At 72.6% G+C, this 22125-nt stretch carries 18 protein-coding genes; 12 read left to right on the forward strand and 6 right to left on the reverse strand.

All coding sequences use genetic code 11. The features are described from left to right. Positions 1–5: 5 nt before the first annotated feature. On the reverse strand, positions 6–773 hold the full coding sequence (locus K7854_RS24335; RefSeq protein ID WP_226028689.1) for a cobalt-precorrin-6A reductase: 768 nt from the start codon (positions 771–773) through the stop codon (positions 6–8). Positions 774–916: 143 nt separating this feature from the next. Between K7854_RS24335 and K7854_RS24340 the strand changes: the two genes are divergently transcribed. From K7854_RS24340 to K7854_RS24355, 4 genes are all read left to right on the forward strand, one after another. Then, the gene (locus K7854_RS24340) at positions 917–3013 is read left to right on the forward strand and encodes an ATP-binding SpoIIE family protein phosphatase (RefSeq protein WP_226028690.1); all 2097 of its coding nucleotides are present in this window, start codon (positions 917–919) and stop codon (positions 3011–3013) included. A gap of 489 nt (positions 3014–3502) precedes the next feature. After that, positions 3503–4219, forward strand: a complete 717-nt coding sequence (locus tag K7854_RS24345) for a hypothetical protein (protein ID WP_226028691.1) — start codon at positions 3503–3505, stop codon at positions 4217–4219. An 8-nt stretch (positions 4220–4227) separates the two neighbouring features. Then, positions 4228–5820: an AbeC-like domain-containing protein gene (locus K7854_RS24350; protein WP_226028692.1), complete on the forward strand. Its 1593-nt coding sequence runs from the start codon at positions 4228–4230 to the stop codon at positions 5818–5820. Then, positions 5817–6563: a TIR domain-containing protein gene (locus tag K7854_RS24355; protein WP_226028693.1), complete on the forward strand. Its 747-nt coding sequence runs from the start codon at positions 5817–5819 to the stop codon at positions 6561–6563. Before K7854_RS24350 ends, K7854_RS24355 begins: the two co-directional genes overlap by 4 nt. 138 nt (positions 6564–6701) lie before the next feature. On the opposite strand, the gene K7854_RS24360 is transcribed toward K7854_RS24355, so the two are convergent. Further along, positions 6702–7538, reverse strand: coding sequence for a macro domain-containing protein (locus K7854_RS24360; RefSeq protein WP_226028694.1), 837 nt, complete (start codon positions 7536–7538; stop codon positions 6702–6704). A 209-nt stretch (positions 7539–7747) separates the two neighbouring features. On the opposite strand from K7854_RS24360, the gene K7854_RS24365 reads away from it, so the two are divergent. Beyond that, positions 7748–9199: an AfsR/SARP family transcriptional regulator gene (locus K7854_RS24365; RefSeq protein WP_226028695.1), complete on the forward strand. Its 1452-nt coding sequence runs from the start codon at positions 7748–7750 to the stop codon at positions 9197–9199. Between the two features lie 450 nt (positions 9200–9649). Here the strand turns inward: K7854_RS24365 and K7854_RS24370 are convergent, their stop codons facing one another. Both K7854_RS24370 and K7854_RS24375 read right to left on the reverse strand, forming a co-directional pair. Then, positions 9650–10300: a CE1759 family FMN reductase gene (locus tag K7854_RS24370; RefSeq protein WP_226028696.1), complete on the reverse strand. Its 651-nt coding sequence runs from the start codon at positions 10298–10300 to the stop codon at positions 9650–9652. Beyond that, positions 10297–11400, reverse strand: a complete 1104-nt coding sequence (locus K7854_RS24375; protein WP_226028697.1) for an LLM class flavin-dependent oxidoreductase — start codon at positions 11398–11400, stop codon at positions 10297–10299. The genes K7854_RS24370 and K7854_RS24375 overlap by 4 nt, the downstream gene beginning before the upstream one ends. Before the next feature lie 118 nt (positions 11401–11518). Between K7854_RS24375 and K7854_RS24380 the strand changes: the two genes are divergently transcribed. The 3 genes from K7854_RS24380 (at position 11519) to K7854_RS24390 (ending at position 13633) form a co-directional block, all read left to right on the forward strand. Next, positions 11519–11857: a YnfA family protein gene (locus K7854_RS24380; RefSeq protein ID WP_226028698.1), complete on the forward strand. Its 339-nt coding sequence runs from the start codon at positions 11519–11521 to the stop codon at positions 11855–11857. 79 nt (positions 11858–11936) lie between these two features. Then, the gene (locus K7854_RS24385) at positions 11937–12716 is read left to right on the forward strand and encodes an SDR family NAD(P)-dependent oxidoreductase (protein WP_226028699.1); all 780 of its coding nucleotides are present in this window, start codon (positions 11937–11939) and stop codon (positions 12714–12716) included. A gap of 110 nt (positions 12717–12826) precedes the next feature. Next, the gene (locus K7854_RS24390; RefSeq protein ID WP_226028700.1) at positions 12827–13633 is read left to right on the forward strand and encodes an SAM-dependent methyltransferase; all 807 of its coding nucleotides are present in this window, start codon (positions 12827–12829) and stop codon (positions 13631–13633) included. 21 nt (positions 13634–13654) lie between these two features. Here K7854_RS24390 and K7854_RS24395 read toward each other — a convergent pair whose 3' ends face one another. Continuing rightward, complete coding sequence (locus tag K7854_RS24395) at positions 13655–14848, reverse strand: RtcB family protein (RefSeq protein ID WP_226028701.1); 1194 nt, start codon at positions 14846–14848, stop codon at positions 13655–13657. A gap of 204 nt (positions 14849–15052) precedes the next feature. On the opposite strand from K7854_RS24395, the gene K7854_RS24400 reads away from it, so the two are divergent. The 3 genes from K7854_RS24400 to K7854_RS24410 all read left to right on the forward strand — a co-directional run bounded on the left by K7854_RS24400 (position 15053) and on the right by K7854_RS24410 (position 18296). Continuing rightward, a complete protein-coding gene (locus tag K7854_RS24400; RefSeq protein ID WP_226028702.1) occupies positions 15053–15928 on the forward strand; it encodes a DUF3558 domain-containing protein in 876 nt (291 codons plus the stop codon). A gap of 132 nt (positions 15929–16060) precedes the next feature. Continuing rightward, on the forward strand, positions 16061–16936 hold the full coding sequence (locus K7854_RS24405; protein WP_226028703.1) for a DUF3558 family protein: 876 nt from the start codon (positions 16061–16063) through the stop codon (positions 16934–16936). 88 nt (positions 16937–17024) lie between these two features. Beyond that, positions 17025–18296, forward strand: a complete 1272-nt coding sequence (locus tag K7854_RS24410) for a DUF2637 domain-containing protein (protein WP_226028704.1) — start codon at positions 17025–17027, stop codon at positions 18294–18296. Between the two features lie 68 nt (positions 18297–18364). On the opposite strand, the gene lysS is transcribed toward K7854_RS24410, so the two are convergent. Next, positions 18365–20113 (reverse strand): lysine--tRNA ligase, encoded by a 1749-nt coding sequence (gene lysS, locus K7854_RS24415; protein ID WP_226028705.1) that lies wholly within the window; start codon positions 20111–20113, stop codon positions 18365–18367. Between the two features lie 173 nt (positions 20114–20286). On the opposite strand from lysS, the gene argS reads away from it, so the two are divergent. Further along, positions 20287–22047, forward strand: coding sequence for an arginine--tRNA ligase (gene argS / locus K7854_RS24420; protein WP_226028706.1), 1761 nt, complete (start codon positions 20287–20289; stop codon positions 22045–22047). Positions 22048–22125: the final 78 nt, after the last annotated feature.

Raw genomic sequence — 22125 nt, forward strand, 5'->3', positions numbered from 1 at the left:
GTGAGCTAACGGATCTCCGGGAGCCCCGGGTGAGCCTCGCTCACCCACCGTGCCGCCCGTTCCGGATCGGCCACCACCGGCACTCCCTCCGGCACCGGCGGTCGGCGCACCACGATCACCGGCAGCCCCGCCTCGCGGGCGGCCGTCAGTTTCGGTGCGGTGGCCGCTCCCCCGCTGTCCTTGGTGACCAGCACGTCGATCCGGTGCCGGCGCAGCAACTCGCGCTCGCCGGCGAGGGTGAAGGGGCCGCGGTCCGTGAGCACCTCCGTGCGGGGCGGGCAGGGGCCCTCGGGCGCGTCGACCGACCGTACGAGGAACCACGGGTCGGTCAGCGGGGCGAAGGCGGCCAGGCCCATGCGGCCGGTGGTCAGGAAGACCCGGCGGGCGGCGAGGTCGGGCAGCAGCGCGGCGGCTTCCGCCAGGGAACCGGCGTCGTGCCAGACGTCCCCCTCGGCCCGCCGCCAGCCGGGGCGGCGCAGCACGAGGAGGGGGACGCCGGCGGTGGCGGCGGCGTCGGCCGCGTTGCGGGTGATGGCGGCGGCGAACGGGTGCGTGGCGTCGACGAGGAGGTCCACCGCGTGCTCGCGCAGCCAGGCGGCGAGTCCCCCGGCGCCGCCGAAGCCGCCGACGCGGGTCTCGCCCGGCAGGGTTCCGGGCGCGGAGACCCGCCCGGCCAGGGAGTTCGTCACCCGGAGCCCGGCCGAGTGCCCGGCCGCCAGCAGTTCGGCCAGGCGGCGGGCCTCCGTGGTCCCGCCGAGGATCAGCACGTGCACGGCAGACTCCTCCCCTCTCCCCGTGTTTCCCGTGTTCTCACGGCCGCCCCGACTCAAGCACACCCGTCGGCCGAGTTGCCGGTCGGTGCCGATGCGAGAAGGTGAGGAAGGCAAGGGGGGCAAGGCCGCGAAGGGAGCGTGCGGTGGCAGGCGATCCCATCGGCGACGCCGCGGTGCTCAACGCGCTGTTCGCCAACTCCCCCCAGGGGCTGTTCGTCTTCGACTCCGAGCAGAAGGTCACCCGCTACAACCCGGCCGGCCGGGGCGTGCGGGGCCTCTCGGAGGAGGACGTCCTCGGACAGGGCATCGCCGACTTCGTCCCCGGGTTCGACGCGAGCGAACTCCAGGGCCTGATCGACGAGGTCCTGGCGACCGGCGAGGCGCTGCGGGGCCGCCTGGTCCGGGGCAAGTCGCCGTCCGAGCCGCACCAGGCACTGGCGGTCGAGGTGTCCCTGTTCCCGCTGCACGACCTCGACGACGGCAGATCCGGCCTGGTGGGCGTGGTCGAGGACGTGACCGAGCGGCAGGCCGCGGCGGACCGGCTCGCCGTACTCAGCGAGGTGCACGCGACCGTCGGCTCCACGCTGGACGTACGGACCACCGGCGACGAGCTGGTACGGGCGCTGGTGCCCGCCTTCGCCGACGCGGCCACCGTCGACCTGCTGGACGACGGTGCCGTCGCGGCCGAGCGCCGGCCCGGCCCCCCGCCGACACAGGTCCCGTTGCGCCGGGTGTCCTTCGCGCCGCCGTCCGCCGAGGTGAGCCGCAAGGAGGGTGACAGCCGTCCGCTGCCCTTCCCCACCCCGTACACCCAGGTCCTCAACGACATGCGGGCCCGGCTGGTCCGCGTCTCCTCCGACGATCCGTGGCTGTCCACCGACCCGGAGGGCTTCGAGCCGCTGGTCCGGACCGGCGTGCACTCCATGATCGTCGCCCCGCTGCTGGCCTGGGACACCGTGCTCGGGCTGCTGACCCTGTACCGGCACCGGAGCGACCCCTTCGAGGAGGCCGACCTGGACGTGGCCCGGCAGGCGGCGTTCACCGCGTCCGTGCACCTGGACAACGCGCACAGCTACCGGCGCGAGCACACCGTGGCGGCCGCCCTCCAGCGCAGGCTGCAGCCGGGCGCGATCCCCCGGCTCTCGGCGGTGGAGACCGCGCACGTGTACCTGCCCGAGAGCGCGGGGGGCGACTGGTTCGACGTCGTGCCCCTCTCCGGTACGCGCGTCGCCCTGGTCGTCGGGGACGTCACCGGCCACGGCATCGAGGCGGCGGCCACGATGGGCCAGCTCCGGCTGGTGCTGCGCACCCTGACCCTGCGGGACCTGGAGACGGACGAGCTGCTGACCCACCTGGACGAGGCCGCCGCCCAGCTCGCGGACGCCTCCGGGCCGGGTCCGAACCCGCCGGTGGCGACCTGCGCGGTCGCCGTCTACAACCCCGTCTCCCGGCACTGCACCATCGTCCGCGCGGGACACCCCGCCCCCGTCGTCATCGACCCCGACGGAGTCCCCCGCACCGTGGAGGTTCCGCAGGGGCCGCCGCTCGGGACCGGCGGCGGACACGTCTTCACCCCGGCCGTGCTCGAACTGGCGCCCGGCACCCTGCTGGCCCTCCACACCAACGGCCTCACCGGGGGCGACGGCGACCAGGGCGACGCCGCCCGGCGCCGCCTCGAACACATCCTGGCCTCCACCACGCGGCCGCTGCAGGAGCTGTGCGACACCGCCGTGTACCACATGGCGCCCTCCCGCCACGACGACGCCGTACTCCTGCTCGCGCGCACCCGTGCCCTGCCGCCGGAGCACGTCGCGGACTGGACGCTGCCCGCCGACGCCTCCGTGGTGGGCACTGCACGGCGGCTCGTCGACCGGCAGCTCGCCGCCTGGCACCTCGACGAGGCGGCGTACACCACCGGACTCGTCGTCAGCGAACTGGTCACCAACGCCATCCGCTACGGCAAGGGCCCGGTGCGGCTGCGGCTCATCCGGGACCGGGGCCGGCTGCTCACCGAGGTCACGGACGCCAACAGCGCCAGCCCGCACCTGCGCCGGGCCCGGGAGAACGACGAGGGCGGCCGCGGCCTGTTCATCGTGATGCGGCTCAGCACGCACTGGGGCGTCCGGCACAGCCGCCACGACAAGACCATCTGGTCCGAGCAGCGGCTGGACGGCGGGCCGGAGCGGGACGCGGCGGACCCGACGGAGGCCTTCGACCTGACGGACGAGGCGGAGCTGTGAGCGGGGGCCGGGTCTTCGGGCAGCCCATGCGCCGCTGCCGGGCCCCGGCAGCTGGGCGCGATACGGCTTCCGGACGGCGCGGCGGTGTCACGCCGCGGCACCGGCGGCGCCCGGGGCGCGGCCGGGTTCGTCGGGGCGGGGGCTGAACCGTTGGAGGGGGCGGACGAACGGACTGTGCGTCGGCATCGTCGGCATCGTCCGGCCCCCTCCGCAGTGCTCCCCGTGCGCCCATGATGCGTGACGGTGCCACCCATCCGCATTGCCGGTTTCCGGAAGCGTTCACCGGGGCTTGGATGCCGGTGCGGACCCCCCGGGGCGACCGGCGGGGCGCGCCATACCGGAAGCCGATCGGAAGCGCATCGGAACTCGAGAAATCTGGTTCCGGAAGCGCCGCCACTGGTCGGATCGGTCGATGCACATGGCACATCGGCCCACTCGGGGCGCGTGCCGTATCCGCCCGGCCGGATACCGGCGGCAATGAGGTGACAGATGAGCAGTACCCGCGTCCCGTCCGGCGCCCGGGGTTCCTACCCCGCACCGGGGCTCGCACTCACGCCCGGCCCCCTGCGCAACCAGGCCATGACCGTGATCGCGATCCCGTTCGTGCTCATAGTCGTGCTGGCCGTCGTGCTCGCCACGAACGGCCCGGACGACGGGGCACCCGCCACCGACGGGCTCTACGGCAGCGGCGCGCTGCCGGACTGGGGGTCCGGCACGACCGACGACGGCACGTCGGACGACGGCACCAGCCCCGACGGCACGTACGGCGACGACCCGTACGAGGACGACACCTACGACGGCGGCACCTACGGCGACGACCCGTACGGCGACGGCACCACGGACGACACCGCCACGGACGACGCCACCACCGACGACACGGCCACCGACGGGGCCACCGACGACGCCACGACCGACGAGACTGGCCCGGAGGCGACCGTGACGGCCTACTTCGACGCCATCAACAACCGCGACTTCGCGGCCGCGTGGGAGCTGGGCGGCAAGAACCTCGACCAGGACTACGACAGCTTCGTCGCCGGCTTCGCCACGACCCAGCGGGACGACGTCACCGTGACCGGCACGTCCGGCGACGACGTCTCGGTCACGGTCGTGGCCTGGGAGACCGACGGCACGCAGACGACGTACGAGGGCACCTACACGGTCAGCGGCGGCGTCATCACCTCGGCCGACATGCGGGAAGGGAACTGAGAGCAGCCATGACCACCCATTCCGCCCCGCCGCCCCCGGACGCGACGAGCAACGCCACCCGCCTGATGTGCGCGGGCACCTATCTCGACCCCGTCTACCGCAAGGGCGTCATCCGGGAGCTGCTGACCCACCGCTACCGGGTGGTGGCCCCCTCCTACGGCTACGACGCCGCGCCCGTCCTGGCGCACGCCCTCGCCGCCCACAACCTGCGCCGCAACCAGCTGATCGCCCTCGGGACGGGCGGGGCCGTCGTCGCGCTGCTCCTGGCCACGGACGTGCTCGGCGGCTGGACGGCCGCACTGTTCGTCTTCTGGCTGGCCTGGGCCACGATGTTCCTGCGCCGGCTGGCCATCCTGCAGACCCTCGCCGAGCACCTGGCGCCCCCGGAAGAGGGCAGCGCCGGATTCGACGGCTCCCACCCGGTCACCTCGCGCCTCACCCCGGAGCTGGTCGGCAAGATCAACCGGGAGCAGGCCTCGGACACCGTGTACTACGGCGGCTACAAGCCGTTCGTCGGCGCCGGCCACTCGATCAAGCGGTGGGCCAACGCGGAACTGCTGCTCGGCGTCCCCAAGTCCCGGGCCGGCGCGTTCGGCCAGGGCCTGCTCAACGGGCACGTCCCCGCCCAGCACGGGCCGCCGGACGACGCGGACGGGGCGGGCGGGGCCGGGCGCACGGAACGCAAGCCGATCATCCCCTTCACGGTCGAGGACATCACCACCCGGGTCTGCGAGGAGATGCTCGCGGAACTGCGCGACAAGCCCGCGCCGAGCGACCGCGTCGAACTGCTCTCCGTCGACCGGCGCCGGTTCACCAAGGCGGTGCGCACCGCCGAGGGCAGCGACCCCGTCGCCGTGCTCCTGGACACGCCCGACCCCGACCACCCCGACCACACCGCCGGACACTGGCGGGAGGACTACGACGCCCGCCGCGAGTACCTGTGCGTCCGCATCGGCGCCTGGCAGCAGGAGCTGGTCACCTCGGTGTTCATCGGGTTCGACATCAAGGGCAGCACCCTGCACACCGAGTTCTACACCTACGTGCTCGGTCCGCTGCCGGAGAGCTTCCACCTCGCCGACCGGCTGCCCGCCACGATCGACGGCAAGCTCATGTGGCGCATCGCCTGGGACGTCACCCGCAGCGCCCCCGGCGAACTCCTGCGGCTGATCGCCAACCCGCTGCGCGAGCGGCTGCCCAGCCGCTTCGGCACCGACACCGTCCGCAAGCTGGTGGGCCAGCCCGCCGACACCAGCGAGTTCCGGCTCGGCCGCTACGCCCTGACCGCGGTGGACTGCGGCGCCCTCACCAGCGTCCGCGAGCTGGCGCCCAACCACGACTTCCACCACTTCTTCCAGGAGTCGGACACGATCAAGTACATCCAGATCATCGAGCGGCACCTGCTGCAGATCGTCGGCGACTTCCTGCGCGACCACGACGTCGACACCCGTGAGCACGAGGCGAACCAGACCAACATCCTCCAGCAGAACTTCGGCGCCAACAGCACCAACAACTTCGGCGGCAACCAGAGCGTCGGCAACACCAACACCACCCAGACCTTCGGCAACAACTCCGGCGTCACCAGGGAGGCACGGCAAGGATGAGCGGGCAGCAGTTCCACGGCAACAGCTTCGGCCAGGGCAGCACCAACAACTTCGGGGGCAACCAGAGCGCCGGCAACACCGACACCACCCAGACCTTCGGCGACAACTCCCCGGTCCACGCCGCGCCGCCCGCACCGGCCGCCCCGCCCGCGCAGCCGTACGCCGACGGGTGGCGGCGCCCGGCGGCGGGACCCGGGGACGCCGAGCGGGCCCGGAGCGTCTTCGTCGTGCACGGCCGCGACGACCAGGTGCGGCGCGAGATGTACGAGCTGCTGCGCCGGCTCGACCTGCGGCCCAAGGAGTGGGAGGACCTGGTCCGGGCGACCGGCCAGGCCTCCCCCTTCCTCGGCGACGTGGTCGCCGCCGCCCCCGCGCAGGCCCAGGCGGCGCTGGTCCTGCTCACCCCGGACGACGTCGTCACCCTCCACCCCGAGCTGCGCGGCCGCAACGAACCCGACTACGAGACCCGGCCGGTGTGCCAGCCGCGCCCCAACGTCCTGATCGAGCTGGGCATGGTGCTGATGGCCTACCCGGAGCGCACGCTGATCGTCGAGGTCGGCGGTCTGCGGCCGATCGCCGACATCGCGGGCCGCAACGTCATCCGCTTCGACGGCTCCGACACGGCGCTCGGCAAGGTCGTGGAACGGCTGAAGCTGGCGGGCTGCACCGTCAACGACACCGGCTCCGACTGGCGCCAGACCTACCCCTTCCGCCACCTGTCCGCCTACCACCGCCGTCCGTAGGCGTCCCGTGCCACCGCCGGCCGTACGCGTCCGGCGGATCCGGCGCCGCTCGGGGGACCGGCGCAACCGGCCCCCGGGGCACGTCCCGTCACCGCGGTACGTGTCCCGGGGGCCGGCGCCGTCCCGGGGCGGGGGGGGTCAGCCCGCGGCGGCGGAGTCGGCCGCCGCCAGCACCCCGAGGAAGGCCGCCACCTCCCGCAGGTCGACCCGCTCCAGCTCGGCCGGGCGCAGCACGACCCGCAGTTCGCGGCAGATCACCCGCTCCCGGGAGTGGGTGATGAAGGACAGCAGTATCAGGCGCAGCAGGCTCTCCTCGTCGAGCCCGTGCAGCCGGGACAGGCCCGAGCCGATCAACGGCACGGCGACCCGGTCCAGTTGGCCGTGCCGGTAGACGGCGTCCCACACCCGGCCGAGGCTCAGCCACAGCTCCTCGGTGCTGGAGCGGGCCACGCAGTCGTTGCCCAGCCTGCTGTGCGCGACCCCGAAGACCAGCCGCGGCCGGCTGCCGAGCACCGCCACCGTGCCGACCGGATAGCGGTCGAGCTTGCCGTACGGCTTGTCGGCGCGCGTCTCCCGTGCCACCGGCAGCACCGCGCCGAGGGCGGCGTCCAGCTCGTCGTCCAGCCGCCGCACGTCACCGTCGTACCGGCGCTCCAGCAGCTGCCCCTGCACGCTGCCGCCGCTGATCACCGTGCCGTCGCGGACGTCCGTGTCGAAGGTGTCCGAGAATCCGACGACGAGGTGCGCGGACTCGTCGAAGAGGTCGCCGGGGCCGACCGTCACCGACATCCGCGGCCGGGTGAACTCCTGGCACACGGCCACCGTGGGCCTGCTGCGCACCACCGCCCAGGCCAGGCACAGCAGCACCGACCCCGCGGTCACCGGCGCCGGGCCGGGAACGGCCGCGGGCCACACCTGCCCCACGAACTGCAGCACCGCCGACACCCCGCCGAAGGCCGCCATCACGCTGCCCACGAACAGCCGCCGGGTCCGCGCGCCGCCGAACGCGCCGCGACGGCCCCCGCGGCTCAGCCGCCCGCTCCCCCGCGGCGGGCGGACGACCGGACCGGCCCCGCGCGAACCGACCGAAACCACAACTCCCCCAAACGGACAATTGATACGCTGCCGAAACCTGCCCACCGGCCACCGGCCGGGGGAGGGCGAAGCGAGTGGAGACCACTTGTATGGCGCGCATCCGTGTGAGCGTCCTGGGTCCGGCCAGGCTCGAAGTCGACGGCGTACCGGCCCGGCTGACCCCGCTGACGACACGGCTGCTGGTCCGCCTGGTGGCGGCCGACGGCGAGCCCGTCCCGGTGCGCCGGCTGCACCGGGACGTGTGGGCACTCGACGGCGAGCAGCCGCACGCGGCCCAGCGCCACCGCAACGAGGTGCAAAAACGCGTCCTCGAACTGCGCCGGGCGCTCGACCCGGCCCAGCGCGGTGACGGCGCCCGGGTGCTGCGCACCGAGCAGCTGCTGACCGGCCCGGCGCCCGAGACGGCGTACCGGCTGGTGCTGGCGCCCGACGAGCTGGACTGCGCCGAGTTCACCGAGCTGGTCGACTCGGCGCTGCTCGCGGCCCCCGTGTCGGCCGCCGACCGGCTGGCCGCGGCGCTCGCGCTGGTGCGCGGCCGCCCGCTGGCCGAGGCGGGTGACGAGGACTTCGCCCGGCCGCTGGTCCGCCGGCTCACCGCGCTGCACGAGACGGCCCGCCGCCAGCTGATCCGCAGCCGGATGGACCTGGGCCGCCACGACCTCGCGCTGCCGGTCGCCGAACGGATGGCCCGGGAGCGGCCGGACGACCAGGACGTCGCCGAACTGCTCGGCACCCTGCGGGCCCGGCTGCGCGAGCGGCACGGGCGGGAGCTGCTGCGGCAGCCGTTCCCCGGCGCCGGTGACCTCGTGGTGGTGCGCGGCGACCTGTTCGACCAGGACGACGCCAATCTGGTCGTCGGGTTCACCGACACCTTCGACACCGCCACCGAGCAGGATCTGGTGATCAGCCGGGAGAGCGTGCAGGGCCAGCTGGTGGACCGGCTGTTCGGCGGCGAGCGCAAGCTGCTGGACGACCGGATCCAGGCCGGGCTGCGGGCGTTCCGTCCGGTGCGCACCGAGCGGGTCCAGGACAAGCCGCGCGGCCGCCGGGTCCGCTATCCCCTCGGTACGACCGTCCCGCTGACGGTGGACGGCCGCCGGGTCTTCGCGGTGGCCTACTCCCGGCTCGGCAACGACCTCGTGGCCCGCTCCGGACCGGCCGACCTGCGGGCCAGCCTGGACGTCCTGTGGCCGGCCGTCGCCCGCTACGGCATGTACCGGCCGGTCGCGATCCCCCTGATCGGCTCGGGTCTCGCCCGGATCGTGGAGCTGGACCGCACCCGGCTGCTGCTCATGATCGTGGAGAGTTTCGCCGCCCACTGCCGCCGCGATCCGGCGACCGCCCCGGAGCTGCGGGTCGTGATCCGCCCGGCCGACCTGGAGCGGACCGACCTGTCGGTGCTCGGCACCTTCCTGCGCACGGCGCGGCTCCCGGGCGCCCGCACGGGCCCGGGCACCAGCGCCGACGTCGGCGCCGGCACCGGGGGCCAGGACACCGGTGCCGACGCCGGCGACAGCGGTGGGGCGTACGGCCGCCGGTGACGTCGACATGCCCCCACGGCATCAGCGATCCCGCTTCCGACACCAGTGACCCACCGCTTCCGACCCGCTTCCGGTGCGGGCTCCGGCGCTGATCGGCCCGCCCGGCGACGGGTCGGCGGCCCCGGTCGGCGGTCCAGGTCAGCGGGAAACCGTCCGGCGGGCGCCCCGGCCGGCCAGAGGACGTCGGCGGGGCCCCCGCCTCCCCGGCCGCGAGCACCACGTCCGCGGTGCCGCCGCCCCGGCCGCCGGGCGGTTCGCCGTTCCACATGGCCACCAGCCGGTCGGCGCGTTCGAGCGGCAGCGCGCCGCGGCCTCGGCGAACAGCTAGTCGGCCCCCTTGGCGATGCGGGGGATCCCGACGAGCGTCCGCCCGTCGCCCGGCCCCCGAGGCCCGGAGGGATCCCGATCAGCGTCGCCCGATCCGGTGAAGCGGGGCCGTGGGCGGCCGCCCTACGGCGCCGGGCTCGGGCCCGGGACGCCGAGGGCGGCGAGCCGCTCCGCGAAGGGGGTGACCTCCTCGAAGGAGTCCCGCTTCGGCAGCGGGCGACGCGTCGGCGAACCCGCCGGCCCCGACATCAGCGCCGCCAGCTCGGTCGCGGCCCGCTCGATGCGGGCGTCGAGCCCGTCCGCGCCCCAGTCCTCGGAGGCGGCGTACACCCCGGTGGGCACGACGACCGCCTTCAGGTAGGCGAACAGCGGCCGCAGGGCGTGGTCCAGCACCAGGGAGTGGCGGGCGGTGCCGCCGGTCGCGGCGATCAGCACCGGCTTCCCGGCGAGGGCGTCCGCGTCGGTGACACCGAGCGCGTCGAAGAACGACTTGAACAGCCCGCTGTACGACGCCGAGAACACCGGCGTGACGACGATCAGCCCGTCGGCCGCCGCGACCTCGGCGAACGCGTCCGCGAGCGCCGGGGCCGGGAAGCCGTTGGTGAAGGTGTGCGCGATCTCCACGGCGAGGTCGCGCAGCTCGATCACCCGCACCTCGGCCGGGGCGGGCTCGGGCGCGGTGGCGGCCGGGGCGGCGGCCGCGGCCAGCCGGTCGGCGAGCAGCCGGGTGGACGACGGCACGCTCAGCCCCGCGGAGACGACGACGAGCTTCATGCGTGTACTCCTTCCTCGGCCGGCGCGTCCTTCCGGGCGGCCAGCAGGGACGCGTGGGTCGGCGCGTCCGGCACGTCCGCCGGGCGGTTCTTGGCGAACTCCTCGCGCAGTACCGGCACGACCTCCTCGCCGAGCAGGTCGAGCTGCTCCAGCACGGTCTTCAGGGGCAGCCCGGCGTGGTCCATCAGGAACAGCTGGCGCTGGTAGTCACCGGCGTAGTCGCGGAAGGCGAGGGTCTTCTCGATCACCTGCTGCGGCGAGCCGACGGTCAGCGGCGTCTGCGCGGTGAAGTCCTCCAGCGACGGCCCGTGGCCGTAGACCGGCGCGTTGTCGAAGTAGGGGCGGAACTCGCGGACCGCGTCCTGGCTGTTCTTCCGCATGAACACCTGGCCGCCGAGGCCGACGATCGCCTGCTCGGGCGTGCCGTGCCCGTAGTGGGCGTACCGGGCCCGGTACAGCTCGACCATGCGCTTGGTGTGGTCGGCGGGCCAGAAGATGTTGTTGTGGAAGAAGCCGTCGCCGTAGTACGCGGCCTGCTCGGCGATCTCCGGGGAGCGGATGGAGCCGTGCCAGACGAAGGGCGCGACGCCGTCCAGCGGCCGCGGGGTGGAGGTGAAGCCCTGCAGCGGGGTGCGGAACTTGCCCTCCCAGTTCACCACGTCCTCGCGCCACAGCCGGTGCAGCAGGTTGTAGTTCTCGACGGCGAGGTTGATGCCCTCGCGGATGTCCTTGCCGAACCAGGGGTAGACCGGGCCGGTGTTGCCGCGCCCCATCATCAGGTCCACCCGGCCGTCGGCCAGGTGCTGGAGCATCGCGAAGTCCTCGGCGATCTTCACCGGGTCATTCGTGGTGATCAGCGTGGTGGAGGTGGACAGCACCAGCCGCTCGGTGCGGGCCGCGACGTAGCCGAGCATGGTCGTCGGCGACGAGGGCACGAAGGGCGGGTTGTGGTGCTCACCGGTGGCGAAGACGTCGAGCCCGACCTCCTCGGCCTTGAGCGCGATGGCGACCATGGCCTTGATGCGCTCACGCTCGGTCGGCGTACGGCCCGTGGTCGGGTCGGGCGTGACGTCGCCGACGGTGAAGATGCCGAACTGCATGATCGCTCAACCTCCAGGTTGTTGACGGTTCAACTATACCCGTGGAACGGAGCACCGCAGGCCGTTATTCCGCAGGTCCGCCGCCCGGCACGGAGGCCGTGCGTGCGAAGCTGCCCGCATGCTCGTGCTGCGCTCCGCCGCCCTCTTCGTCGTCGCCGCCCTGTTCGAGATCGGCGGCGCCTGGCTGGTGTGGCAGGGGGTGCGCGAGCAGCGCGGCTGGCTGTGGGCGGCGGGCGGGGTCCTGGCCCTCGGCGCCTACGGCTTCGTCGCCACCTTCCAGCCCGGCGCCCACTTCGGCCGCGTCCTCGCCGGGTACGGCGGGATCTTCGTGGCCGGCTCGATCCTGTGGGGCGTGGTCGCCGACGGCTACCGCCCGGACCGCTGGGACGTCGCGGGGGCGCTGGTCTGCCTGGCCGGGATGGCCGTGATCATGTGGGCCCCGCGCAACGGCGGCTGACCCCGAGGGCCGGCCCGCACGCTGACTACCCTGGGCGGCGACCGTCCGCACCGCCCTCCGTACGCACCAGGAGCAGCCCATGACCACCGCAGCCGCCCCGTCCGCCGCCTCCCGAATCGCCGTCGTCACCGGTGCGAGCAGCGGCATCGGCGCCGCCACGGCCCGGCAGCTCGCCGCGGCCGGTTACCGGGTGGTCCTCACCGCGCGCCGCAAGGACCGCATCGAGGCGCTCGCGGAGGAGATCGAGGCGGCCGGCCACAAGGCGACGGCGTACCCCCTGGACGTCACGGACCGCGAGGCGGTCGACGAGTTCGCGACCGCGTTCCGGACGGTCGGCGTCCTCGTCAACAACGCGGGCGGCGCGCTGGGCGCCGACCCGGTGGCCACCGGCGACCCGGACGACTGGCGCCGCATGTACGAGACGAACGTCATCGGCACCCTCCACCTCACCCAGGCGCTGCTCCCCAAGCTGGAGGCGAGCGGCGACGGCACGGTGGTCGTCGTCTCCTCCACCGCGGGCTTCGCCACCTACGAGGGCGGCGCGGGCTACGTCGCCGCCAAGCACGCCGAGCACGTCCTCGCCGAGACCCTCCGCCTGGAGATCGTGGGCCGCCCGGTCCGCGTCGTCGAGATCGCGCCCGGCATGGTCAAGACCGACGAGTTCGCCCTGACCCGCTTCGGCGGCGACGAGGCGAAGGCGGCCAAGGTCTACGCCGGGGTCCCGGCCCCGCTGACCGCCGACGACGTCGCCGACACCATCACCTGGGCGGTCACCCGCCCCGCCCACGTCAACATCGACCTCCTGGTCGTCCGCCCCCGCGCCCAGGCCTCGAACACGAAGGTGCACCGGGAGGGCTGACGGAGGCGGGTGACCCGCGGGAGTGAAGTGATACGAGGGTCAATTCCCGTGCGTATCATGCGGGTTCGATCGAACTCAGCGAATTTCTCGTGGGACAGGAGTCAAGCGACATGGTGATGCCCTCCTCGGGGCCGGTCCCGCCCACACCGGAGATCAACACCGCCGTACCGCACTCGGCGCGGATGTGGAACTACTGGCTGGGCGGCAAGGACAACTACCTGGCCGATCAGGAGGCCGCCGAGCAGTTCCAGGCGGCCTTCCCCCAGATCGCCGAGAACGCCCGCGCCTTCCGGGCGTTCCTGGGCCGTGGTGTCACCTACCTCGCGGCTCAGGCGGGGATACGGCAGTTCGTGGACGTCGGTACCGGCCTGCCCACCGAGAACAACACCCACGAGCTGGCCCAGCGGGTGGCGCCGGAGTGCCGCATCGTCTACGTCGACAACGATCCGCTGGTCCTGGCCCACGCCCGGGCCCTCCTGGTCGGCGCCCCCGAGGGTGCCACCGACTACCTCCACGCGGACCTGCACGAACCCGAGGCCATCCTGGAGGCCGCCCGCCGGACCCTCGACTTCGAGCAGCCGGTCGCAGTCATTCTCAGCGGCATCCTCGGCCACGTGATGGACGACGACGAGGCCCGCGACCTGGTCCGCCGCCTGCTCGCCCCGCTCCCGTCCGGCAGCCACCTGCTGATCTGCGACGGCACCGACACCAACGAGGAGCTCCGCTCCGCCCAGCAGGAGCACAACGACCGCACCCCGGTCCAGTACCGCCTGCGCACCCCCGAGGGCATCGCCTCCTTCTTCGACGGCCTCGACCTCGTCGCCCCCGGCGTCGCCTCGTGCACCCAGTGGCGCCCGGAACCCGGCGCCCCGGCCCCGCACGTCGACTCCTACGGGGCCGTCGGACGCAAGCCCTAGCCCGGCCTCAGGCGTCCTCGGTCAGCCCTTCACGCAGACGACCTGCTTCAGCTTCGCCACGACCTCCACCAGGTCGCGCTGCTGGTCGATGACCTGGTCGATCGGCTTGTAGGCAGCCGGGATCTCGTCCACGACGCCCGAGTCCTTGCGGCACTCCACGCCCCGCGTCTGCTCCTCCAGGTCCTTGGTGGAGAAGCGCCGCTTGGCGGCGTTCCGGCTCATCCGCCGGCCGGCTCCGTGGGAGGCGGAGTTGAAGGACTCGGCGTTCCCGAGGCCCTTCACGATGTACGACCCCGTCCCCATGGAGCCGGGAATGATCCCGTAGTCACCGGAGCCCGCGCGGATCGCGCCCTTGCGGGTCACCAGCAGGTCCATCCCGTCGTACCGCTCCTCGGCGACGTAGTTGTGGTGCGCGCTGATCTCCGGCTCGAAGACCGGCCTGGCCTTCTTGAACTCCTTGCGGACGACGTCCTTCAGGAGCGCCATCATGAGCGTGCGGTTGTACTTCGCGTACTCCTGCGCCCAGAACAGGTCGTTGCGGTACGCCGCCATCTGCGGGGTGTCCGCGACGAACACCGCGAGGTCGCGGTCGATCAGGCCCTGGTTGTGCGGAAGCTTCTGGGCGACGCCGATGTGGTGCTCGGCCAGCTCCTTGCCGATGTTGCGGGAACCGGAGTGCAGCATCAGCCAGACGGAACCGGTGGTGTCCGTGCAGACCTCGACGAAGTGGTTTCCGGACCCGAGCGTCCCCATCTGCTTCCCGGCCCGCTCGTGACGGAACTTGACCGCCTCGGCCACCCCGTCGAACCGCCCCCAGAAGTCGTCCCACCCGGCCGTCGCCAGGCCGTGGAAGCGGCCCGGGTCGAGCGGGCTGTCGTGCATGCCGCGTCCGACCGGGATCGCCTGTTCGATCTTCGAGCGGAGCCGGGACAGGTCGCCCGGCAGGTCGTTCGCCGTCAGGGACGTCTTCACCGCCGACATTCCGCAGCCGATGTCGACCCCCACCGCCGCCGGGCACACCGCGCCCTGCATGGCGATCACGGAGCCGACCGTGGCGCCCTTGCCGTAGTGCACGTCCGGCATGACCGCCAGGCCCTTGATCCACGGCAGGGTGGCGACGTTGCGCAGCTGCTGGAGCGCGCCCTCCTCGACCGTCGCCGGGTCGGTCCACATCCGGATCGGCACCTTCGCGCCCGGCATCTCCACGTACGACATATCGTCCTCATTCCCCCGGAAAACAAACAGAAGTCTCAAAGCGCAAAACCGGCGCCAAGGGCAGCCAAAGGGACGGCTGACCGGCGTTCACGGCGGCGCGTGCGATACACATTGTCTCCAGCGGACGCCCCCGCGCGGCAAGCGAATAACCAGCGGGGACACTGGAGTACCGACCACAGCCACACCGTCGAGAGGAGCCGCACCGTGCAGCGGAAGGCCTACGTACCCGGCGTCGCCGCCCTCCTGGCGGCGTTGCTGGCCGGCTGCACCGGCGGCTCGGACGGCGGCGCCACCGCGGACAACTCGAACCCGGGCGAACCCGGTGTCGCGACCGAGGCCGCCGAGCCCGGCAAGTACCGCACCCTCCCGGAGCCGTGCGGCGCGGTCGGCCGCAAGGCGCTCGACTCGCTGCTGCCCGGCATCGAGGAGATCGCCGACGAGCAGCAGCGGGAGAAGGCGTACGCGGGCGAGCCGACGCTCGCCTACGACACCGACCGCAAGGTCGGCTGCCGGTGGAAGGTGGAGTCGGCCGAGGCCACCGACCACCTCTTCGTCGACTTCGAGCGGGTGGTGTCCTACGACGGCTCCGTGAGCGACGACAGCGAGGCCGAGCAGTTGTTCGCCCAACAGGTGGAGGCCGCCGACCTGCCCGAACCGGTCGTCTCGGAGTCCGGGTCGGCCGACGACTCCCCGTCCGGCAGCCCGTCGGGGTCCGCCGGGGACTCCGGGGAGCCGGCCACCGGGGCGGGCGGTACGCCCTCGTCGTCGTCCTCGGCCTCCTCTTCCTCGTCCTCTTCCTCTTCCTCGTCGAGCGCGTCCCCCGACGCGACGCCCACCGACGTCCAGCCCCGGCTCCTGGACGATCTGGGCGACGAGGCGTTCCTGGACGACGCGCTCAGCAGTTCCGGCTCGACGGCGAAGCGGCGCACGGTGACTGTGGCGTTCCGCACGTCGAACGTCATGGTGACCATCGAGTACGCGGAGCAGTCGGCGACGCTCGGCGTCGTGCCGGACAGCGAGGAAATGCAGGACAAGGCGCGGAAACTGGCGTCCCAGCTGGCGGATTCCCTGGGCGGCTGAACCCGTCCCGGTCCTCCCCGCGCCCGCGCGGGGAGCACCGGAACCGGGACCGCACGATTTCTTCACCGCGTACCGTGGCCCCTCGGACCCGTTCCGAACGCAGGAACCACGAGTGCCATGAGTGAAGGAACCATGCAGCTACGAGCCCAGCGTGACCAGCGAGACCCGCAAGCGAAGCGAGCGAAGCGACTCACCCGCGTCCTTGTCGGCGCGGCCGCCGTACCCGTGATGCTGGTGGCAGCCGGCTGCTCCTCGGACTCCGGCTCCGACGACGGCAAGGACAAGGCCGCGCAGGAGTCCGCCGCGTCGAAGTCCGCGAGCCCGTCCCCGACGGTGCAGGCGGCGGCGTTCCGGAAGCTTCCGGAGCCGTGCTCGGTGGTGACGAAGAAGACGCTGGACGACCTGGTGCCGAAGGGCGACTCCGGCAAGGAGGGCGCGTCCAACGACACGGCGATGCGGGCCAGTTGCTCCTGGGACAGCCTCGACGACAACGGGGTGAAGGGGTCCCAGTTCCGCTGGCTGAGCGTGTCGATGCTGCGCTTCGAGTCGGACGTGACGCGCGGCGCGGGCGACAAGCTGGCGCGTGACTACTACCAGAAGCAGCTGACGGACGCGCAGACCGCGGAGGGCGCGAAGAGCGTCAAGACCACGCCGGTGAGCGGCACGGGCGACGAGGCCGCGGTGGTGCGCTACGACCTGAAGAAGAAGGAAGGCACCTTCAAGCAGCAGACGGTCGTGGCACGCGTGGAGAACGTCGTCGTCACGGTCGACTTCAACGGCGCGGGCCTGGCGGGCGACAAGACCCCGGACGCCGACGACCTGGTGAAGGACGCGCAGAAGGCCGCCAAGGAGGCGGTGGCCGCGGTGACGAAGGCCAACGGCGCGGCCGCCGGCGGCAAGCCGAGCGGTACGCCGTCGCCCTCCGGGTCGTCCTCCGGGTCGTCCTCCGAAAAGCCGTCGGAGGATTCCACGCAGTCGTCCTCGAAGGCGCCCGCCAAGGACAGCTGACGGTCTCTTCGACCCACCGGCCACCCGTCCCCCGCACACATGTGCCACTCTGTTGCGCGCAACAACACGCAATGGGAGGGGAGTACGGGTGGCCGGCCCACTTCAGCTGACACGGACGCACCGGGTCCTCATCGGCATGGTCGTCTTCGGTGCCGTCATCATCGCGGGCATCGGCTTCGCGGGTTCGTACGCGGCGGTGCGCGAGCTGGCCCTGAAGAAGGGCTTCGGGAACTTCAGCTACGTCTTCCCGATCGGCATCGACGCGGGCATCTGCGTGCTGCTCGCCCTGGACCTGCTGCTGACCTGGATCCGCATCCCCTTCCCGCTGCTGCGGCAGACGGCGTGGCTGCTGACGGCGGCGACGATCGCGTTCAACGGCGCGGCGGCCTGGCCCGACCCGCTGGGCGTGGGCATGCACGGCGTGATCCCGGTCCTGTTCGTGGTGTCGGTGGAGGCCGCCCGGCACGCGATCGGGCGGATCGCCGACATCACCGCCGACAAGCACATGGAGGGCGTCCGGCTCACCCGCTGGCTGCTCTCGCCGGTGCCGACGTTCCTGCTGTGGCGGCGTATGAAGCTGTGGGAGCTGCGCTCCTACGAGCAGGTGATCAAGCTGGAGCAGGAGCGGCTGGTCTACCAGGCCCGGCTGCGTTCGCGGTTCGGCCGCGCCTGGCGCCGCAAGGCGCCCGTGGAGTCCCTGATGCCGCTGCGGCTGGCCCGCTACGGCGTCCCGCTGGCGCAGACCGCCCCCTCCGGGCTGGCGGCTGCGGGTATCGAGCCCGCCCTGCTCCCACCCGCCCCGCGGCCCCAGGAGCCGACCCCGCAGGCGGCGCCCCCGGCCGAGCAGCGGGCCGAGCTGGTCGGCGCGCCGGACGCGGAGCCGGAGCGGGCGGACGGGCCGACGGTGGACCAGAACCCGTGGCTGCACGCCCGGGACCCGCAGTCGGTCGAGTACCACGGTGACTACGACCCGACGTACGACCCGGACCAGTACGCCCAGTGGGAGGCGGAGCAGCGGCAGGCCGACCAGTACCGGCAGCAGTTCGAGGAGGAGCCGCCCGCGCAGGAGCCCGCTCCGGAGGAGACCGGCAGCTTCCCCATACCGGTCGGCCCGCACCGCACCCGTGAGCTGGGTGAGGGCGGCGGCACGCCGGAGCCCGAGGGCCCGGGCGAGGACGACTACTACCAGGTCTTCAAGCAGTCGCTCAACAGCGGCAGCGGCTACCCGACCCCGCGGGAGTTCGCCTTCGACGTCGAGGCGACGTACGGCGTCTCCCTCCTGGACGCCGAGGCCAAGCGCATGGTCCTGCGGTTCCAGGAGCGCCACGGCGCGGAGCTGGAGGACGAGCACATCGCCTGACGGCGCCGCGTACGGCGAAGGGGGCGCCCGGTGTGGACCGGGCGCCCCCTTCGCCGTTGTGGCGGGTCCTACTCCCCGAGCAGGGTCCGCACCCGGTCCTGCCCCACCGCGAGCAGCAGCGTGGGCAGGCGCGGGCCGGTGTCGCGGCCGACGAGCAGGTGGTACAGCAGCGCGAAGAACGTCCGCTGGGCGGTCTTGATCTCCGGCGGCAGTTCCTTGGGCGTGGCGTCGGCGGGGAAGCCCGCCTGCACCTTGGGCACGCCGTAGACGTGGTGGGTGAGCCCGTCCAGGGACCAGTGGTCGGCCAGTCCGTCGAGCAGCAGCCGCAGCGACTGCCGGCTCGGCTCGTCGAGGGACTTGAGCAGCTCGGCGTCCGGCTCCCGGCGCACGATGGTGCGCTGGTCGGCGGGGACGTGGGTGTTGATCCACGCCTCGGCCTTGTCGTAGCGCGGCCGGGCCTCGTCCAGCGCCGCGATCGGGTTCGCCGGGTCCAGCTCGCCGAGGATGCGCAGCGCCTGGTCCTCGTGTCCGGCGGTGATGTCGGCCACGGAGGCCAGCGTCCGGTACGGCAGCGGCCTGGGCGTGCGGGGCAGCTCACCGGCGGCGGTGCGCACCGCGCGGGAGTGCGCGGCGGCGTCGGCGGGCAGGGCCGAGCCGTCGGCGACCTTGGCGTCGAGGCGGTCCCACTCGTCGTAGAGCCGCTGGATCTCCTGGTCGAAGGCGATCTTGAAGGACTGGTTGGGCCGGCGGCGGGCGTACAGCCAGCGCAGCAGCTGCGGCTCCATGATCTGGAGCGCGTCGGCCGGGGTGGGCACGCCGCCCTTGGAGGAGGACATCTTGGCCATGCCGCTGATGCCGACGAAGGCGTACATCGGGCCGATCGGCTGCTTGCCGCCGAAGATCCCGACGATCTGCCCGCCGACCTGGAACGACGACCCGGGCGAGGAGTGGTCCACGCCGCTGGGCTCGAAGACGACCCCCTCGTAGGCCCAGCGCATCGGCCAGTCGACCTTCCAGACCAGCTTGCCGCGGTTGAACTCGCTCAGCCGCACGGTCTCGGAGAAGCCGCAGGCGGTGCAGGCGTAGGTCAGCTCGGTCGAGTCGTCGTCGTAGGCGGTGACCGTGGTCAGGTCCTTCTCGCAGTTGCCGCAGTACGGCTTGTACGGGAAGTATCCGGCGGTGCCGGAGCTGCCGTCGTCCTCGGCGGCGGCGCCGGAGCCCTCGGCGGCCTCCAGCTCGGCCTCGTCGACGGGCTTCTGCGACTTCTGCGGCTTCTTCGCGGGCGCCTTCTTGGTGCGGTACTGGTCGAGGATCGCGTCGATGTCCCGCCGGTGCTTCATGGCGTGCAGGATCTGCTCGCGGTAGACACCGGAGGTGTACTGCTCGGTCTGGCTGATCCCGTCGAACTCGACGCCCAGCTCGGCGAGCGAGGCGGTCATCGCGGCCTTGAAGTGCTCGGCCCAGTTCGGGTGCGGGGAGCCCTCGGGGGCCGGGACGGAGGTCAGCGGCTTGCCGATGTGCTCGGCCCAGGTCTCGTCGACGCCCGCGACACCGGCCGGCACCTTGCGGTAGCGGTCGTAGTCGTCCCAGGAGATCAGGTGCCGGACCCGGTGGCCCCGGCGGCGCACCTCGTCGGCGACCAGGTGCGGGGTCATGACCTCGCGGAGGTTGCCCAGGTGGATGGGGCCGGAGGGCGACAGACCGGACGCGACGACCACAGGTTTGCCCGGGGCCCGACGCTCCGACTCCTCGATGACCTCATCCGCGAAACGGGAGACCCAGTCGGTGGTCTCGGTGCTCTGAGCCACGATCGGCACGTCCTCTTTCCTGGAACCTCCCCGGAACCGCTCCGGGGACAGCCGGTACGGTCGCCCGGCTGACCGGTCCATTCTCCCAGCCCGGCCCGCATCCGCGAAAACCGCTTTTCACCGCATGGGATACTCGGTTTCTGTACTACTTCCACGAACCCGAGCAGAACGGCAGCCACTCCATGGCCTCGGTCACGTCCCTCACCCACTCCGTCCAGCAGCAGCTCGCGTCCGCCCTCACGGCCACCCGGCCGGAGGCCGCCGGCGCCGACCCGCTGCTGCGACGCAGTGACCGGGCGGACTACCAGGCCAACGGCATCCTCGCGCTGGCCAAGAAGGCGAAGGCGAACCCTCGGGAGCTGGCCGCCGAGGTCGTCGCCCGCATCACCACCGGTGACGAGCTGATCAAGGACGTCGAGGTCTCCGGACCCGGCTTCCTCAACATCACCGTCGCCGACCGGGCGATCACCGCCAACCTCGCCGCGCGGCTCGCGGACGGCGAGCGCCTCGGCGTGCCGCTGAAGCAGGACGCGGGCACCACGGTCGTCGACTACGCCCAGCCGAACGTGGCGAAGGAGATGCACGTCGGCCACCTGCGGTCGGCGGTGATCGGCGACGCGCTGCGCGGCATGCTCGACTTCACCGGCGAGAAGACGATCGGCCGGCACCACATCGGTGACTGGGGCACCCAGTTCGGCATGCTCATCCAGTACCTGTTCGAGCACCCGGGCGAGCTGGCCCCGGCCGGGGAGGTCGACGGCGAGCAGGCCATGTCGAACCTGAACCGGGTGTACAAGGCGTCGCGGGCGCTCTTCGACGCGGACGAGGAGTTCAAGGAGCGGGCCCGCAAGCGGGTCGTCGCCCTCCAGTCCGGCGACAAGGAGACGCTGGAGCTGTGGCAGCAGTTCGTGGACGAGTCGAAGGTCTACTTCTACTCCGTCTTCGACAAGCTCGACATGGAGATCCGCGACGAGGAGATCGTCGGCGAGTCCGCGTACAACGACGGCATGCCGGAGACCGCCCGCCTCCTGGAGGAGATGGGTGTCGCGGTGCGCTCCGAGGGCGCGCTCGTGGTGTTCTTCGACGAGATCCGCGGCAAGGACGACCAGCCGGTCCCGCTGATCGTGCAGAAGGCGGACGGCGGCTTCGGCTATGCGGCCTCCGACCTGACCGCGATCCGCAACCGGGTCCAGGACCTGGCCGCCACCACGCTGCTGTACGTGGTCGACGTGCGCCAGTCGCTGCACTTCAGGATGGTCTTCGAGACCGCCCGCCGGGCCGGCTGGCTGAACGACGACGTCACCGCGCACAACATGGCGTACGGCACGGTGCTCGGCGCGGACGGCAAGCCCTTCAAGACGCGTGCGGGCGAGACCGTGCGGCTGGAGGACCTGCTGGACGAGGCCGTGCAGCGGGCGGCGGAGGTCGTGCGGGAGAAGGCGCGGGACCTCACCGAGGACGAGATCCAGGAGCGGGCGGCGCAGGTCGGCATCGGGGCCGTGAAGTACGCGGACCTGTCGACGTCGCCGAACCGCGACTACAAGTTCGACCTGGACCAGATGGTCTCGCTCAACGGCGACACGTCCGTCTACCTCCAGTACGCCTACGCCCGGATCCGGTCCATCCTCCGCAAGGCCGGCGAGGTGGGCCCCGCCGCCCACCCGGAGCTGGCGCTGCACGAGGCGGAGCGCGCGCTGGGCCTGCACCTGGACGCGTTCGGGGACACGGTCTTCGAGGCGGCCGCGGAGTACGCCCCGCACAAGCTCGCCGCGTACCTGTACCAGCTGGCGTCGCTGTACACGACGTTCTACGACAAGTGCCCGGTGCTGAAGGCCGAGACGCCGGAGCAGGTGGAGAACCGCCTGTTCCTGTGCGACCTCACGGCCCGCACCCTGCACCGGGGCATGGCCCTGCTGGGCATCCGGACGCCCGAGCGGCTCTGAGCGCCTCGGCGACCCGGCACGCGGCCCGTCCTCTCCCCCGAGGGAGGACGGGCCGCGGCGTGTGTGCGGTTCGTCGGG

Source organism: Streptomyces hyderabadensis (assembly GCF_020404845.1).
Lineage (GTDB): Bacteria > Actinomycetota > Actinomycetes > Streptomycetales > Streptomycetaceae > Streptomyces > Streptomyces hyderabadensis.